Raw genomic sequence first — 15381 nt, forward strand, 5'->3', positions numbered from 1 at the left:
ACCTGCCATTTTACGACGGACGCGGCTCCGCCGACCCCAGGGGGGCATTTTAGGACGGTCCCGCCTGGCATACCTCCCGAAGGCTGAAAGTAGCGGACGCGACCGATATTCAGACAGCCCGGCTTTCGCGGGACGGTGATGCGTGATGATGAAACTCCGTGTTGTGACGTGCGTTGTGAGCTGTGCGCGTCAGAGGCTTTCCCATGTATGAAGCGTGGTTTTCCAAACCTGTAGCCGTTGCCACCGGCATCAGCGGCGACATCCGAAACCTTACCAACGCTCGTGAGGCTTTTGACTTGCTCAACGACAAGTGGCGCAACGAAGGAAGCGCCAAGCATCGATCTGCACTACGAGCATGCCAGCAGGCGTTGAATGGCAACGTTCCGGCTGACATCGCCAGAGACGCTTTTATTGAAGCAGCGCGGGAAGCGCGCATGTTGGTCGGGTGAGTTGCGGTGACAAGAGCTTGCCCCGCGGTTCAGCGCCCATGAACGCGTCGACCTGCTTACATACTCAGAATGAAAAACGGAAAGCCGGCGGTGAGCTTCTGTGCTTCGGCTGGCGCTCGGAAAACTGAAGCAAGCAAGCCGGCACCGTTCCGTTAGAATGCATCTCGCGTCGCCTTCAGCCCAAACAAACCTATGAGGAGGACGCCGAGTGAGTATCTTCGGAATAAGCGTGGACTGAGTCTGGGCGGCAACGGCGCTTTCCGATCTATCGATCTTCGCAAAGGCCTGCAACGTGGGTTGGCGCCTTCCGGACTCCGGCAATGCGGCGGCGGTAGAGCAAATGGCATTCGTCAAGTCAGCCATCGACCAAGCTACGTCAGCGGGCAGTTTCCAACATCATTCGGCAGCTTCGACCGATCTCGATGCCGGCACGATCCGCGCGGCACAATATTTGAACTCGGGGATCTTGCCGTAAGGATCGAGCATAGGATTGGTAAGCATGTTGGCCGGGCTCTCGTTAAAGCAGAACGGCATGAACACCATGCCATCGGCGACCTCTCGATCGGCCCGCAGAATGGCTTCGACGACGCCGCGCCGCGTTTCTACGTTTATCACGTCTCCCTGCGCAAGGCCGCGGCGCCTGATCTCGTAGGGATTCATCGCAGCAATGCCGTAGGGCTCGATCGCGTTGAGCACCCCGGCGCGGCGTGTCATGGCGCCCGTGTGCCAGTGCTCCAGCAAGCGCCCGGTGGTTAGCACCAGAGGATATTCGTCGTCGGGCACCTCGTCGGGGGGCAGGAGGTCGGCGGGCACGATGCGCCCGCGGCCATCCGCGGTCGGGAACCCGGTGGTGAAGACGATCTCGTTGCCAGGAACATCAGGACCATCGGCAGGATAGACGACGGACTCCTCGCGTTCGATGCGCTCCCAGGAAATATGCTTCAGCGACGGCATTACTTGCGCCATTTCGCCGAAGACATCCGAAACGTGTTTGTAGTTCCAGTCCAGCCCCATGCGTCTGGCAAGCTCGATGATGAGATCGAGATCCTGCCGCGCCTCGCCGGGCAGGTTGACGGCGGGTCGGCCGATCTGCACCTGCCTGTTTGTGTTGGTGTAGGTGCCGAGTTTCTCCGCATGCGCGGAGGCCGGGAGCACCACGTCGGCGTGCCATGCGGTTTCGGTCAGGAAGATGTCCTGAACTACCAGATGCTCAAGCTTGGCGAGTGCGGCGCGCGCATGGCTCTGGTCGGGATCGGACATGGCCGGGTTCTCGCCCATAATGTACATGCCCCGGATCTCGCCGTCATGGATCGCGTCGACGATCTCGACGACGGTCAAGCCGCGTTTGGGGTCGAGCGCCTGGCCCCAGAAATTCTCGTACTGGCCGCGGATATCGGCATTCTCCACCGATTTGTAGTCGGGGAAATACATCGGGATGAGGCCCGCGTCCGAGGCGCCCTGGACGTTGTTCTGGCCGCGCAGCGGATGGAGCCCTGTGCCGGCGCGCCCGACATGGCCGGTGATCAGCGCCAGCGCGATCAGGCAGCGCGAATTGTCCGTTCCGTGGGTGTGCTGCGAAATGCCCATGCCCCAAAAGATCATCGAACGCTCCGCCTTGGCATAGGTGCGCGCCACATCGCGCAGCACACCGGCCTCGATGCCGCAGACGGGAGCCATCGCCTCGGGCGAGAAATCCTTCACCTTAGCCTTCAATGCCTCGAAGCCGGAGACGTTGGCCTGGATGTACTGCTGGTCATAGAGCCTCTCGTCGATGATGACGTGCAGCAGCGCGTTCAGCATCGCCACGTCGCTGCCTGGCTTGAAGCGGAGGCTGTAGGTCGCGTGGCGCATCAGTTCCTGGCCGCGCGGGTCTATCACGATCAGCTTGGTGCCGCGCTTTGCCGCTTGCTTGAAATAAGTCGCCGCCACTGGATGATTTGTCGCCGGCCGCGCGCCGATGATGATCACGCATTCGGCCTTCATGGCATCCATGAAAGGCGCCGAGACCGCGCCAGAGCCAACGCCCTCCATCAGAGCGGCCACCGATGAGGCATGGCAGAGCCGGGTGCAATGGTCGACATTGTTGGTCCCGAATGCCTGCCGAACGAATTTCTGGAAGAGATAGGCCTCCTCGTTCGAGCCCTTGGCGGAGCCGAAGCCGGCCAGTGCGTTGCCGCCATGGTCGTCGCGAATGCGCTTCAGCCCGCTGGCAGCGCGCTCCAGCGCTTCTTCCCAGCTGGCCTCGCGGAACACGGTGAGCGGGTCGACATCGCGCAGATCGATGTCGCCGGCTTTCGGCGCATCGTCGCGGCGGATCAGCGGCTTCGTCAGCCGTTCGGGCGACATCACATAGTCGAAGCCAAAGCGGCCCTTGACGCAGAGCCGGTTCTCGTTCGCCGGACCATTGCGGCCGTCGACCTGGACGATTTTATTGTCCTTGACGGCGACGCGCGTCTGGCAGCCGACGCCGCAAAACGGGCAGACCGTGTCGACAAGCTTGTCGAACGCTTGGACGACACGGGTCTTGCCGGTTTCGTCCATCAGCGATTTCTCGTAGAGCGCACCAGTCGGACAAGCCTGGACGCATTCGCCGCAGGTGACGCAGGTCGACAGGCCCATGGGGTCGTGCATATCGAAGACAGGAACCGAGTGATTTCCGCGCTCGGCCATGCCGATCACGTCGTTGACCTGCACCTCGCGGCAGGCGCGCACGCAAGCGCCGCAGGTGATGCAGGCGTCGAGATTGACGGCAATGGCCGGATTGGTGATGTCGAATTCTGGCGCTAGCCCCTCCTCGGTGAACTTGGAACGGTATCGGCTGCCCGAAATTCCCATCGAACCGGCCCATTGCCAGAACGCAGACAGGTTGTCTGGACCGTCGCTCGCCGATCGCATGTTGCTTGCGAGGAGCTCGAATACCATCTCGCGTGATTTGCGGGCGCGTTCGGTATCGGTTTTCACGACCATGCCGGCAGAAGGCTGGCGAACGCAGGAGGCAGCCAGCACGCGCTCGCCTTCGATGTCGACCATGCAGGCGCGGCAATTGCCGTCGGGACGATAACCCGGCATGTCGACATGGCACAGATGCGGAATTTTTGTACCCTGGCGCTTGGCGACATCCCAGATAGTCTCGCCAGGGGTGGCGCTTACGGTTTGCCCATCGAGGGTGAATACCGTGCTCTCGGCCATCAGAGGTCACTCCGGAAATGCGTCAGCAAATGATTGACCGGATTGGGCGCTGCCTGGCCCAGGCCGCAGATCGACGAATCGCGCATGACCATTTCGAGGTCGCGAATCTTGTCTTCCGGCATCAGACCCTGCTCCTGCAAGAGAGCAACCATTTTTTCAGTCCCGTCGCGACAAGGCGTACACTTCCCGCAGCTCTCATGCTTGAAGAATTTCATCAGATTGAGCGTGACCTGCTTTATATTGTCGGCCCGCGAGAACACGACGATAGCATGGGAGCCGACGAAGGCGCCCTGCTTGGCCAGATCGCCGCCGAAATCGAGCGGAATGTCGCCCAGTGTCGCTGGCAGGATACCGCCTGAGGCGCCGCCCGGCAAATAGGCCTTGAACTCATGACCGTCCGCCATGCCGCCGCAATAGTCGTTGATCAATTCGCGTACCGTTACGCCGGCCGGCGCCAGCTTGACGCCGGGATTTTTCACGCGGCCGGAAACGGACCATGAGCGGATGCCGGGGTGGCCGGGCTTGCCCTGCGTAGCGAACCATTGCGCGCCCTTTTCGACGATGTCGCGGATCCACCAGAGCGTCTCGACATTGTGGTTGAGCGTCGGTCGTCCGAACAGGCCGACCTCGGCGATGTAGGGGGGGCGGTGGCGCGGCATGCCGCGCTTGCCCTCGATGCTTTCCAGCATCGCACTCTCCTCGCCGCAGATATACGCACCAGCGCCGCGGCGGAGTTCGATGAACCCCGGCTTGACGATGCCGGTAGCTTCGAGTGCGGCGATCTCCTGACGAAGAATGGCGAGCACCGCAGGGTATTCGTCACGCATGTAAAGATAGATCCGTTCCGCCTCGACCGCGTGCGCTGCAATCAATGCACCCTCAAAGGCACGGTGCGGATCTTGCTCGAGATAGATGCGGTCCTTGAAGGTGCCGGGCTCGCCCTCGTCGCCATTGATCGACATCAGGCGCGGGCCCGGATAGGAGCGCACGATCTGCCACTTCTTGCCGGCAGGGAAACCAGCACCGCCCAGGCCCCTCAAGCCCGCATCGCCCAGGGTGGCGATGAGCTGGTCTGTGTTCAGCGTCCCAATCCGTACCTGCTGCAAAAGCTGGTAGCCTCCTGCCTGGCGATACGCCTCCAGTCCCACATAATCGGGTATGCTTACATCGGTCTCCGCTGCCGCGGCCATGCGCAGCAGGGCCTCGGCAGTTGCCTGGTCGACCTCGCGATTACCGATACGTGCGGCCGGCGCGCCAGCGCAGCGGCCCATGCAGGGCGCGCGCATGACCCTGATCGCCGGATCGGCGCCCGCTTGCAATTCGGCCAGGAGCGTCTCGGCGCCTGCCAGCATGCAACTCACTGAATCGCACACACGGATTGTCAGCGGCGCCGGCGGCATCTCGCCTTCCTTCACGACGTCGAAATGGTCGTAGAACGTCGCCACCTCGTAGACCTCTGCCTGCGACAAACGCATATCTTGTGCCAGCGCCCGCAAATGCCGCGCTGACAGGCAGCCATATCGGTCCTGGATAAGGTGGAAGAATTCAATCAGCAAGTCGCGCCGTCGCTGGCGCGCGCCAAGCAGCGCCTGGACCTCGGCGAGCGCGGCGTCATCCAGCGGCCTGCCCTTTGGTCCGCGATCACGCCGCCGCTGTTCCTGCATCGTCATGTGCTCGCCTCCCGCGTGCCCCTTACCTCGTAACGATATCCGGCGGACCATGATGTCGACTATGAGGCACGATATGTTCCCTGCACGACCAAGGCTGGGCGTTGCCAGGTCATATCGTGGAACCGCGGGAGATGTGGTGCAACCCTTCAGATCGTCGCAGCTTGCGCTTTTTCGATCACGAACACGATCCGATCGTCGTCGCGTTCCGTCGATTCAAGGCGTTCTCCCATTTCAGTGAGAAGATTTGGTATGTCGATGACCGCCAGTGGGTCCGTGCAGTGAACCTCGAGCCGATCGCCTGGCCTCAAGGCTTTCAGCGCCTTACGCGTCTTCAGTGCGGGCAAGGGGCATTTAAGCCCGGTCAGATCCAGCTTCGTCGTGGTCATCATGGCCAGCATGATGCCCGACGGGGCGTGGCATCGTCAATTGGAGCGTTGGGGTCTTGGCTCCTGCTTCTGGCGCGGCCGGACGGCTGTCACAGAAGACTGGAATAGGCGAGGAAGTTGACCGTGTGGCCCGGCTCGACATGGACTATCTCCTCACCCAGTTCGACGAGACCGTCCGTGGCGACCAGAGATGAAAGCAGTCCGGCGCCTTCTCGGGGGAACTTCGTCGCCTCGTAGGAACCATCCGCGGTCGCGTGCACGTTTGCTCGTACATACTCGCGCCGTCCCTGCTTCTTGCTGTAAGAAAAGCCGGCCCGCACAGCGATCGGGATCGGCGGTTGCTGCCGCGCCCCGACGAGGGCGAGGATCGCAGGGCGGGCAATATGGGCGAAGGTGACGAAGCTTGCCACCGGATTGCCAGGAAGTCCGATCAGCGGGATTCCATCGATCACGCCCATGGCGACGGGCCGGCCCGGCTTGATCGCGACGCGCCAGAACACCAAGGTTCCGGCGCTCTCGACAGCGGCCTTCACGCAGTCGGCCTCGCCCGTCGACACACCGCCCGAAGTCAGGATCAGGTCATGGCTCGATGCCGCTTCGCGCAGCTTTTCGGCAATCAGGCGGCTGTCATCCATCAGGATACCGAGATCGGTGACGTCGCAGCAGAGCCGAGCGAGCATTGCCGTAAGCATGAAGCGGTTCGAGTCGAAAAGCTGCGCTGGTCCGCGCAGGTCTCCAGGCGCAATGATTTCGTCCCCGGTCGAGAACACTGCGACACGTATCCTGCGCTTGACCTGGAGTTCGATGAATCCCAATGCGGCGGCCAGCGCGACATCTTGCGGCCGCAGCCGGTGGCCGGCTGGGAGGACGCCTTCACCCAGTGCGACATCCTCACCCATAGGACGGACGTTGGCACCCGTTTTCAAGCCGGGCGGGAGAATGACCCGGCCAGATCCGTCCACGCTCACATCTTCCTGCATGAACACTGTATCGGCCCCCTTGGGCATTGGAGCGCCAGTGAAAATGCGCACCGTTTGGCCGGGCAGCACAGGTTCATCCGGCGCCATGCCGGCCTGAACCCTCCCGGCAACGGCGAACGCCGTTTTGACGGTTTGCGGCAGGTCGGCCCCTCGCACGGCATACCCATCGACCGCGGAATTTGTGAAGGGTGGCAGCGGCAGCGGTGCGACCATCTCCCTCGCCAGGAAGCGTCCATCCGCCAGCACGAGCGAGACCGCCTCGACCTCCTGCACAGCACTCAGTTTCGAGGCGATGAGCGCGGCGGTCTCGTCGATGGGCCGCATCGGTCCGCCGAAAGCGAAGCAGTCATCCGAGATTTGCGCCATTTATGTTCCAATTGCACGAGGGTGCCGCCTTGGCAGCAATCGCATCAATCCGAGCTTTTTTTAATTAGCTTCGGTTGAACACCTGTAAGATACATCAGGCCAGAGCAGTGGCGAGCCAGAATACGACGTCAGGAGACTGCCATGCATTTGATGAGACGCCAACCCGAACACGCCATCATCACACCCGACCCGCAAGACCGACGGCTGACCGAGTTGGTCGCGGGCGTCGACCATACAGGCGCGACGGTGGAGGTCCGCGTACCGATAGAACGTGCCCTGACGCTCTATCTCAACGCGCAGGAGATCGTCACCATGATGACGGTCAACGATTACCCTGAATATCTTGCGCTTGGCTATCTGCTGAACCAGAACATGCTTCTGCCTGACGACGTGGTGACGGATGTCGAGTATGACGAAGACCTGCAGGTCGTGGTCGTTCGCACCGAGCGCAACACCGACTACGAGCAGAAGCTCAGAAAGCGGACGCAGACCTCGGGTTGCGCCCAAGGCACTGCGTTCGGCGACGTGTTGGAGGCGATCGAGGACATCACACTTCCGCCCGCTGAGCTTCGCACCTCCTGGCTCTACGAGCTGACGCGCAAGATCAACACCACGCCGTCGCTCTATCTGGAAGCAGGCGCGATTCATGGCTGCGTCCTTTGCAGGGAGGGCACGCCAATCTGCTATATGGAGGACGTCGGGCGCCATAACGCCGTCGACAAGATCGCTGGCTGGATGTACCGCCACACCGTCGATCCGGCAGACAAGATCATCTACACGACCGGGCGGCTGACCTCCGAGATGACGATCAAGACGGTGCGGATGGGCATTCCGATATTGATCTCGCGCTCCGGCTTCACAGCCTGGGGCGTGGCGCTGGCCCGCCAGGTGGGGCTGACGCTGGTCGGCCGGGCGCGCGGCAAGCGCTTCACCGTGCTTTCGGGCCAGGAGCGGATCGTCTTCGACCAGGACCTCGCTTCGGTCGGTGAGGAAGCGCCGCGCCACCGCCGCAAGGGTGCCGAGCATGACGACTGAGGGAACCGTAACGCTGGGCGTGGTGCTCGCCGGCGGTCTGGGTCGGCGCATGGGCGGCGGAGACAAGCCGACGCGTGTGATCGGCGGACGAACGATGCTTGAGCATGTCATCGGACGGCTAGCGCCGCAATGCGACGGGCTCGTTCTTAACGCCAATGGCGACCCCGCTCGCTTCGCCCGCTTTGGCCTGCCCGTTGCCGCCGACACGATCGAGAGCTATCCGGGACCTCTTGCCGGCATACTCACCGCACTCGATTGGACGGCGGGGAACAGGCCGGGTGTAGAATGGGTGGTCAGCGCTGCCGGCGATTGTCCCTTCCTGCCGAGCGACCTCGTTGCACGCCTCCAGCAGGCGCGCATCACAGAGAAAGCAGACTTGGCGGTGGCGGCATCCGGCGGCCAGGCGCATCCGGTCATCGGGCTCTGGAAAGTCGCGCTGCGGGATGAATTGCGGCATGCGTTGACCAACGAGGGTCTCCGCAAGATTGACCGGTGGACCGCCCGCCAGCGCCTTGCCACCGTATCCTGGCCCGTCGAGCCGGTGGACCCGTTCTTCAACGCCAACACGGTCGAGGATCTTGCCGAAGCTGAGCGCCTGGCCGCGTTGCTTTCTGCTAACCCGGCCGGCTGAACCCAGCGCGCTCCAGGCCCAGAAGGACCTCGTCGGTCCGGAGAGCCTCGAGGAATGCGTGCACCGAAGGCCGTTCCTTTCGCGCAGAGATCATTGCGAAGTCGTAGTGCTCTTCGGTCAGCACGATAAAACCGAGCCCCGCCGCACGCGCGACGGGCGCGATGGTGACACCCCAGTCGGCGCGCTCTTGCGCCACCGCCGCGGCGACGGCATTGTGCGAGCGCGGCTGATTCCAGTAGCCGTCCGGGCGTTCCACGCCGAGGAGCTGGTCGATCAGGATGCGCGTTCCCGAGCCTTGGTTGCGGTTGACCATCATGCAATCGCGGTCGGCGAGCGCCGCACGGACCGCCTCCTCCGCGCCGAGGCCCTCGAAACGCTCGTCCCCTTGGCGGAATACCAAACCTTGCATGCGCCGCCAGCCTGGCACGAGTTCGAGACCGTCACCGAGGAAAGGCGCGTTGTAAATCCGCGTCTTCGGGTCGAAGAGATGGATGGGGGCGAGATCGCACTCGCCGCGCTTGGCCGCTGCAAGACCGCCCAGGCTTCCCACAGGCAGCGAGCGCACCGAAATCCCGCGGCGCGAAAGTTCGCCAACGACTAGATCGAGGCCGACGCAATGACTGCCGATGACGACGAGGTCGGGAACGCGGACCCGCGGCGTGAACAGCGTCACCGCCACGTCGGCACCGGCAGGCACGTGATCGGCGAGTGCCTCGATGCGGATGAAGCCGTCCGCCTGGGTAAAGGATGTTATCGCTCCCGAGCCCTTGCCGGTCGGATAGGCCGTCAATCCTCCCTGCCCTTGCACAAGGGAAACCATGGCGAATTCGGTCCGCCCGAGTTCGGAAGGAATCCGCAACGGAAGGCTTGCGGTGACCTGAGTATCGACGCGCGGCGGCAGCCCCGCCATGCGCCGCAGGGCGGGTACCACCATGTCATGGAAGGTGAACATGGCCGAGGTCGGAAATCCCGGCAGGATGATGACCGGCTTGCCCTCGCACACAGCCAGGCAAAGTGGCTTTCCGGGTTTCAGTGCCACGCCGTGGGCGATGATACCGGGCTTGCCCAGTCGGCCGATAATGCGATGCGTGACATCCCCTGCCCCTTTGGACGTGCCGCCCGACAGGATCAGCACGTCGTGGGCGGCGAGCGCCTCGCGCATAGCCTTCTCAAGTTTCGCCTCGTCGTCGGGAAAGGCGCCGAGAAAATGCGCCTCGCCGCCATTTTCAGTGACAGCCGCAGCGATGATCGGGCCGTTGGCATCATAGATGCCGGCCGGTCGCAACGGCTCGCCCGGCTGAACGAGTTCATCGCCCGTGGAGATCACGGCCACGCGTGGCCTGCGAGCCACTGTCAGCTGTGCGATTCCGCAGGCAGCGAGCATGCCGATCTCGCGCGAGCCGATTTCGGTTCCGGCACGCAGCAAGACTTCTCCTCGCGCCATGTCCGATCCCGCGTTGGAGATAAACTGGCCGGGCGAGATGCTGCGGGCCACCTCAATGGCACTCAACCCGGCGGGATGGGTGTGCTCCACCATGACGATCGCGTCCGCGCCGCGGGGCAGCGGTCCGCCGGTTGCGATGGACGTGGCGGTTCCGGTCAGAACGGGCAACTGCGGAACCGTGCCGCAGGCAATCGCTTCCGCATTGAGCGCAAGCCGAACGGGACGCGGTTCAGAGGCGACGGCGAGGTCGGCTGCACGCACCGCGAAGCCGTCGACATTTGAGCGGTCGAACGGCGGCACGTCGACCGGCGCTGCGACGTCCTCGGCAAGAACCAGCCCCAGCGCGTTGGCCAGCGTCCGCTTCTCGGTCGGTAGTGGGCGGGGAAACAGCTCGGCCTCGAAGCGCGCCAGTGCAGCTTCGCGCGATAGTATGGTCAGGAACTGCTCCTGGCGGCTGTTCTGCTGGGCCGATGTTGGAGAATGCGTCATGGCGGAACACCGATCAAAAGTTGCGGAGCGGAACGGCGGCGACAGGCGTGCCGGCGGCATACCCCTCGCTATCGTCAGGAACTGCAAGCCAGGCGTCGGCAAGACGCATGGCGTCCAGCGAAAAGTCGCCGACAGCGAGCGGTGTCCACACATCCCGCTCCTTTGCGAGCAGAACGATCTCGCAAAGCCCGACCGCGGATGAAATTTTCCGCGAGAGTGGCAAGATAATGCCGGACCGTTCAGATCTGCCCGACAGGCGGTCCAAGACTGGCTGGACGAGTGCAAGGAACCCCGCGAAAGCCTGTTGCGGCGATCCGGCCAATGCGACGATCGGTGTCTTGCCGAGCCGCCCTATCGCCGTTGTCCCCCCGGGCCGCAGAGCAATGCCATGCGCGAGCAGAACCCGGCGCCGCGCGAGAGCCTCGGCGGTCACATCGGCGCAGCCATCGCCAGTACCGCCGATCAGGAGCAGCAAATCGCAGGACTCGCCATCAAGAGCGGCAGCGATCGCTGTCGCGTCACGCTCGACGGCCTCTATTTCGGCAATCGAAGCTCCAGAGGCACCCAGGCTCTCGACCACGAGCCGCAGGGAGAATGTCTCGTGGCTCTCGGCAGAGACGTCGATCGCACGCACGCACGGAATCCGTACGGCAAGTTGGCTCAATCCCACTTTGCGAGCGACCAGCAGGTCAGCGACGCCGATTGTCTTTCCTTCAAATGTTGGCGGGCGGTTCGCCGCCATGTCCTCGCCCATCCGGCGCACACCCTGGCCAGGCGCGGCTTCAGATGCCGCCTGGATCACCGGTCCATCGCAATCGATAAGACCGGCCTGCAGCACACAGTCACGATTTCCAGGCATGGCATCGCCCGTCTCCACCCAGAGGGGCGGGGTCGGCAATGCTACTGGCGAATAGGCCGACGCTCCCACGAGATCAAAGGCGCGACACGCCCAGCCGTCGATGGCAGCGATATCGCGCGCAGGCTGCGCCGGCACGACAGCCGGCATCCCGGCAGCCACGCGCCCAAGAGCCTCATCGAGCGGAACCAGGCAGGTGGCGACGGGCATCACACCGTCGAGCAGCCCTGCGAGCGCCTTGTCAAGGGTGGTGAGCGCGCCTGTCGGAGAAAGTGTTCTCGTCATGGCCCGATAGTGAAGCAGACCCGAGCCGGTTTGCAACAAGCTTCAGGAACGCTCGTGCTGCGCGTTTGGGAAGAAGAGCTGTTGGCCGTCGATTTTGTACTCGCTGATCGCCTTCTGCCCCTCCGCAGAGATCAGCCAATTGATGAAGCGCTGGCCGGCCTCCGCTTTGACACTTGGATGCTTCCGCGGATTCACCAGCATGACGCCATACTGGTTGAACAGCCGCTTGTCCCCCTCGACGGCAATGCCCAACTCGCCCCGATTCTTGAATGACAGCCAGGTACCACGATCGGAAAGCGTATAAGCGTTCATGGCGGCCGCGGCGTTGAGCGCCGCTCCCATGCCCTGGCCGATCTCCTTGTACCAGGTGCCCTTGGCCGCCTCGATGTCGATGCCGGCCGTTTTCCACAGACTCAATTCGGCCGAGTGGGTGCCAGACCTGTCGCCGCGCGATACGAAGGCCGCTTTCTTGGCTTCGATGGCGATCAGCGCGGCTGCGATATCCTTGGTCCCGCTGACGCCTGCTGGGTCGCTCTTGGGCCCCACGAGGACGAAGTCGTTGTACATCACGTCGAAGCGCTTCACCCCGAACCCTTCCTCGATGAACTTCTCCTCCTGCGCCTTGGCATGGACAAAGACCACATCGGCATCGCCGCGCCGACCGGTGTCGAGCGCCTGACCGGTGCCCTGAGCGACAACCTTCACGCCGATGCCGGTCTTCTTCTCGAACAGCGGCAGGATGTGGTCAAACAGCCCAGAATCCTGCGTCGAGGTCGTTGACGCCACAACTATCGACTGCTCCTGGGCAGGCGCGCCGCTCGCGAGCATCAGAAGCACCACAAGCGCACAGAACATTCGGCGGGTCAGCATCTCAATCTCCGTCCGGTTGATTAAAGCACGAGTTCGCCGCGCACGAAGGCAGCCGCTTGCCGAGTCGCGGGACGATCCAGAAAATCGCCGGCAACGGCATGCTCGCAAACACGCCCCCGGACAAGAAAGACGACGTCTCCAGCGATCCTGCGCACTTGGCCGAGATGGTGCGAGGCCATGATGATCTTCGTGCCCGATTGGGCAGCCGTGATGATGATCTGCTCAACAAAACGCGTCGCCGCCGGATCGAGGCTGGCTGTCGGCTCGTCGAGCAGCAGGATCTCGGGCTGGCGCGCCAGTGCGCGAGCGAGCGCCAGCCGCTGCTGCTCCCCGCCTGACAAATGCCGTGCCGGACGTGCCGCCAGATCGAGAAGACCCACGCGGTCGAGCAGTTCCTCCGTGCGCGCCGCGCGAAACCGGCGCGGACAGCCGGCCGTCGCCAGGCCGTAGGCGACATTCGCGGCCACCGAGCGCCGCAGCATCACAGGCTTCTGGAACAGGATCGCACGCCGCGTCTTCGGGGAGAGGGTCCGACCGCCCCAAGTCAGGGTTCCGGCCGAAGGTACAGTAAGCCCCATGCAAAGCCGCAACAGGGAGGTCTTGCCCGACCCGTTTGGGCCGACGATCACCGTCGGCGCATGTGGCCCGATCGTCAGGTTCACCCGCTGGAGTATGGTCGTCGCGCCAGCGATAAGCGACACGTCATCGAAGACAAGTGGAAGATCGCTCTGAGCGGCCCGCATCCCCTAGCCCGCCCGTTGCTCGGACCACACCCGCACGCCCCAGGCGGCCGCGTTGATCAGCAGGATAAGAAAAATCAGAATCAGGCCGAGTCCGATGGCGAGCGGCAGATTTCCCTTTGAAGTTTCAAGTGCGATTGCCGTCGTCATGGTACGGGTGAAGCCATCGATGTTGCCGCCGACGATCATGACGGTGCCAACCTCGGCCGCCGCCCTGCCGAAGCCCGCGAGCAGAGCAGTGACGAGGCTGAAGCGGCCGTCCCACAAAAGCGTCGCGACCAGGCCCACCGGCCCGACCTCCATCGCGTTCAGTTCCTCGCGATATTCGCGCCACAGATCCTCGACCGTCTGGCGGGTCAGAGCGGCGATGATGGGCAACACCAGCAGCGCCTGCGCGCAGACCATGGCGGCGGGCGTGAACAAAAGACCGAACTCGCCCAGCGGCCCGGATCGCGATAGCAGCAGATAGACGGTCAGCCCGACCACCACCGGCGGCAGGCCCATGAAACCGTTCAGCACCACGACGATCGCCGAACGACCTGGAAAGCGCGAGAGCGCGATAATTGCGCCAAGCGGCAGGCCGGCGACCATGGCAATCGCGACAGCCGAAAGGCTGACCGCGAGCGACAGGCGCACGATGGCAAACAGCGTGGCGTCACCGCTCGCGATCAGTTGCCATGCGCCCAGCCCTTCCGACATTGCTCCTCGCAATCCTGTCCAGCGCCAATGTCCTGCAACTCCTCCGCCAGAGTCAAATTCTTGAACCAGCACAGAAATATGCATATCAATGCAGGATGGAATTGCTGACGACATCTGAAGCCGCCGACTATCTGCGCATTGGCGAACGCAAGCTTTACGAACTGATTGCGCAGGAGCGCCTCCCCTGCAGCAAGGTGGCCGGCAAATGGCTGTTTCCCCGACATGAACTCGACCATTGGGTCATGTCGGGACTGGTCCGGCCCGGAGGAATGATTCAATCCGACCCGCCGCCGATCGTCGGTGGCAGCCAGGATGATCTGCTCGAATGGAGCCTGCGTCAGTCGGGCTCCGGCCTGGCCTTTCTGACAGAAGGCACGGAAGCCGGCGTGACACGCCTGCTTCGCGGCGAGGTGTCTGTCGCCGCGATCCATTTCCACAGCGACGACCCGGACCCGAATGTCGCCGCGATTGCGACGAGGCCGCGGCTGTACGATGCGGTGCTGGTCGGATTCGCCCGCCGCGAGCAGGGCCTGCTGCTGGCGCCAGGCAATCCGAAATCGCTCAACAAGTTGACCGACGTACTTGCGACCGGCGCGCGCATTGCGGTCCGTCAACGCGGCGCAGGCGCGGACATGCTGCTCGCTTTGTTGCTGACGGATGCCGGCGCGAGCCACGGCGAGGTCAACCGACTGGAGCCCCCCTGCCTTACCGGTCCCGAGCTTGCAGCCGCCGTGCGCACCGGACGGGCCGATTGCGGAATCGCCACCCGCGCCGCCGCCTGCGCCGCCGGCCTCGATTTCGTGTCACTGGCCTGGGAAAGCTTCGACCTGCTGATGCGGCAGCGGACCTACTTTCAGCAACCGATCCAGGCGTTGCTGCGTTTGCTGCAGCAAGACACCTTCGCCAGCCGCGCCGCCGAGCTTGCCGGGTATGATCCATCGCCGGCCGGGCGGATCCGGTTCGCGAAGTAGCAGCCGAACCCGACCTCGGTCGCTGCTCACCCCAGATCGATCTCGCCCTCCACGACATGGTGCAGGCCTGCTGGCTCAGACGTGACGAGGGCCCTCACGGTCAGTCGGCCCTTTCCTTTCAGGCCCTTCTCCGCCACGGCTTTCTCGATTGCCTGCTGCGAAGTCACGCCGACCTGCTTGAGGAACTTGCGCATGGAGACGTTGAAGGGATCGGTTTCCATATTCTGGGTCATATGATTGCCTCGAACGGTTTGAACAATATGGCCGATCCAGCAAGCTTGATGCCCGCAACGGCGGCGCTGCGCCAAGGGAGCACGGAAC

General features: G+C 63.4%; 14 protein-coding genes. 4 read left to right on the plus strand and 10 right to left on the minus strand.

Features of this window, described 5'->3' with window-relative positions; translation table 11 throughout:
- The first annotated feature begins 203 nt into the window (after window positions 1-203).
- Window positions 204-449 (plus strand): DUF982 domain-containing protein, encoded by a 246-nt coding sequence (locus LB559_RS14415; protein ID WP_064994254.1) that lies wholly within the window; start codon window positions 204-206, stop codon window positions 447-449.
- 396 nt (window positions 450-845) lie between these two features.
- On the opposite strand, the gene fdhF is transcribed toward LB559_RS14415, so the two are convergent.
- The 4 genes from fdhF to glp form a co-directional block, all read right to left on the minus strand.
- Entirely contained in the window at window positions 846-3638 is a 2793-nt protein-coding gene (gene fdhF, locus LB559_RS14420; RefSeq protein WP_140662332.1) for a formate dehydrogenase subunit alpha, read from the minus strand.
- Window positions 3638-5308, minus strand: coding sequence for an NAD(P)H-dependent oxidoreductase subunit E (locus LB559_RS14425; RefSeq protein WP_224674335.1), 1671 nt, complete (start codon window positions 5306-5308; stop codon window positions 3638-3640). Before LB559_RS14425 ends, fdhF begins: the two co-directional genes overlap by 1 nt.
- Before the next feature lie 146 nt (window positions 5309-5454).
- Window positions 5455-5694: a sulfurtransferase TusA family protein gene (locus LB559_RS14430; RefSeq protein WP_064994283.1), complete on the minus strand. Its 240-nt coding sequence runs from the start codon at window positions 5692-5694 to the stop codon at window positions 5455-5457.
- 89 nt (window positions 5695-5783) lie between these two features.
- A complete protein-coding gene (glp, locus tag LB559_RS14435) occupies window positions 5784-7040 on the minus strand; it encodes a gephyrin-like molybdotransferase Glp (protein ID WP_224674336.1) in 1257 nt (418 codons plus the stop codon).
- A 150-nt stretch (window positions 7041-7190) separates the two neighbouring features.
- Between glp and LB559_RS14440 the strand changes: the two genes are divergently transcribed.
- Window positions 7191-8075: a formate dehydrogenase accessory sulfurtransferase FdhD gene (locus LB559_RS14440; RefSeq protein ID WP_411970052.1), complete on the plus strand. Its 885-nt coding sequence runs from the start codon at window positions 7191-7193 to the stop codon at window positions 8073-8075.
- Window positions 8065-8706 (plus strand): molybdenum cofactor guanylyltransferase MobA, encoded by a 642-nt coding sequence (mobA, locus tag LB559_RS14445; RefSeq protein WP_224674337.1) that lies wholly within the window; start codon window positions 8065-8067, stop codon window positions 8704-8706. The genes LB559_RS14440 and mobA overlap by 11 nt, the downstream gene beginning before the upstream one ends.
- On the opposite strand, the gene LB559_RS14450 is transcribed toward mobA, so the two are convergent.
- Genes LB559_RS14450 through LB559_RS14470 form a run of 5 tightly spaced genes read right to left on the minus strand, consistent with a single transcriptional unit; the run spans window position 8690 to window position 14089 of the window.
- On the minus strand, window positions 8690-10639 hold the full coding sequence (locus tag LB559_RS14450) for a molybdopterin biosynthesis protein (RefSeq protein WP_224674387.1): 1950 nt from the start codon (window positions 10637-10639) through the stop codon (window positions 8690-8692). The two genes, mobA and LB559_RS14450, sit on opposite strands and share 17 nt — an antisense overlap.
- A 13-nt stretch (window positions 10640-10652) precedes the next feature.
- On the minus strand, window positions 10653-11819 hold the full coding sequence (locus LB559_RS14455; RefSeq protein WP_318014165.1) for a molybdopterin-binding protein: 1167 nt from the start codon (window positions 11817-11819) through the stop codon (window positions 10653-10655).
- Between the two features lie 3 nt (window positions 11820-11822).
- Window positions 11823-12650, minus strand: a complete 828-nt coding sequence (locus LB559_RS14460; RefSeq protein WP_411970049.1) for an extracellular solute-binding protein — start codon at window positions 12648-12650, stop codon at window positions 11823-11825.
- A 20-nt stretch (window positions 12651-12670) separates the two neighbouring features.
- The gene (locus tag LB559_RS14465) at window positions 12671-13393 is read right to left on the minus strand and encodes an ATP-binding cassette domain-containing protein (protein ID WP_224674339.1); all 723 of its coding nucleotides are present in this window, start codon (window positions 13391-13393) and stop codon (window positions 12671-12673) included.
- A gap of 3 nt (window positions 13394-13396) precedes the next feature.
- Window positions 13397-14089, minus strand: a complete 693-nt coding sequence (locus LB559_RS14470; protein WP_064994245.1) for an ABC transporter permease — start codon at window positions 14087-14089, stop codon at window positions 13397-13399.
- A gap of 95 nt (window positions 14090-14184) precedes the next feature.
- On the opposite strand from LB559_RS14470, the gene LB559_RS14475 reads away from it, so the two are divergent.
- Complete coding sequence (locus LB559_RS14475) at window positions 14185-15060, plus strand: helix-turn-helix transcriptional regulator (RefSeq protein ID WP_224674340.1); 876 nt, start codon at window positions 14185-14187, stop codon at window positions 15058-15060.
- A 26-nt stretch (window positions 15061-15086) separates the two neighbouring features.
- Here LB559_RS14475 and LB559_RS14480 read toward each other — a convergent pair whose 3' ends face one another.
- Window positions 15087-15293 (minus strand): DUF6494 family protein, encoded by a 207-nt coding sequence (locus LB559_RS14480; protein ID WP_224674341.1) that lies wholly within the window; start codon window positions 15291-15293, stop codon window positions 15087-15089.
- Window positions 15294-15381: the final 88 nt, after the last annotated feature.

The organism is Mesorhizobium sp. BR1-1-3 (genome assembly GCF_020165455.1).
Lineage (GTDB): Bacteria > Pseudomonadota > Alphaproteobacteria > Rhizobiales > Rhizobiaceae > Mesorhizobium > Mesorhizobium ciceri.

What these genes read in the sequence shown, in the direction of transcription:
- LB559_RS14460 (WP_411970049.1), bottom strand. Translation starts at nt 12,650, where the DNA reads ATGCTGACCCGCCGAATGTTCTGTGCGCTTGTGGTGCTTCTGATGCTC.
- LB559_RS14465 (WP_224674339.1), bottom strand. Translation starts at nt 13,393, where the DNA reads ATGCGGGCCGCTCAGAGCGATCTTCCACTTGTCTTCGATGACGTGTCG.
- LB559_RS14425 (WP_224674335.1), bottom strand. Translation starts at nt 5,308, where the DNA reads ATGACGATGCAGGAACAGCGGCGGCGTGATCGCGGACCAAAGGGCAGG.
- LB559_RS14470 (WP_064994245.1), bottom strand. Translation starts at nt 14,089, where the DNA reads ATGTCGGAAGGGCTGGGCGCATGGCAACTGATCGCGAGCGGTGACGCC.
- fdhF (WP_140662332.1), bottom strand. Translation starts at nt 3,638, where the DNA reads ATGGCCGAGAGCACGGTATTCACCCTCGATGGGCAAACCGTAAGCGCC.
- LB559_RS14475 (WP_224674340.1), top strand. Translation starts at nt 14,185, where the DNA reads ATGGAATTGCTGACGACATCTGAAGCCGCCGACTATCTGCGCATTGGC.
- glp (WP_224674336.1), bottom strand. Translation starts at nt 7,040, where the DNA reads ATGGCGCAAATCTCGGATGACTGCTTCGCTTTCGGCGGACCGATGCGG.
- mobA (WP_224674337.1), top strand. Translation starts at nt 8,065, where the DNA reads ATGACGACTGAGGGAACCGTAACGCTGGGCGTGGTGCTCGCCGGCGGT.
- LB559_RS14440 (WP_411970052.1), top strand. Translation starts at nt 7,191, where the DNA reads ATGAGACGCCAACCCGAACACGCCATCATCACACCCGACCCGCAAGAC.
- LB559_RS14415 (WP_064994254.1), top strand. Translation starts at nt 204, where the DNA reads ATGTATGAAGCGTGGTTTTCCAAACCTGTAGCCGTTGCCACCGGCATC.
- LB559_RS14480 (WP_224674341.1), bottom strand. Translation starts at nt 15,293, where the DNA reads ATGACCCAGAATATGGAAACCGATCCCTTCAACGTCTCCATGCGCAAG.
- LB559_RS14430 (WP_064994283.1), bottom strand. Translation starts at nt 5,694, where the DNA reads ATGACCACGACGAAGCTGGATCTGACCGGGCTTAAATGCCCCTTGCCC.
- LB559_RS14450 (WP_224674387.1), bottom strand. Translation starts at nt 10,639, where the DNA reads ATGACGCATTCTCCAACATCGGCCCAGCAGAACAGCCGCCAGGAGCAG.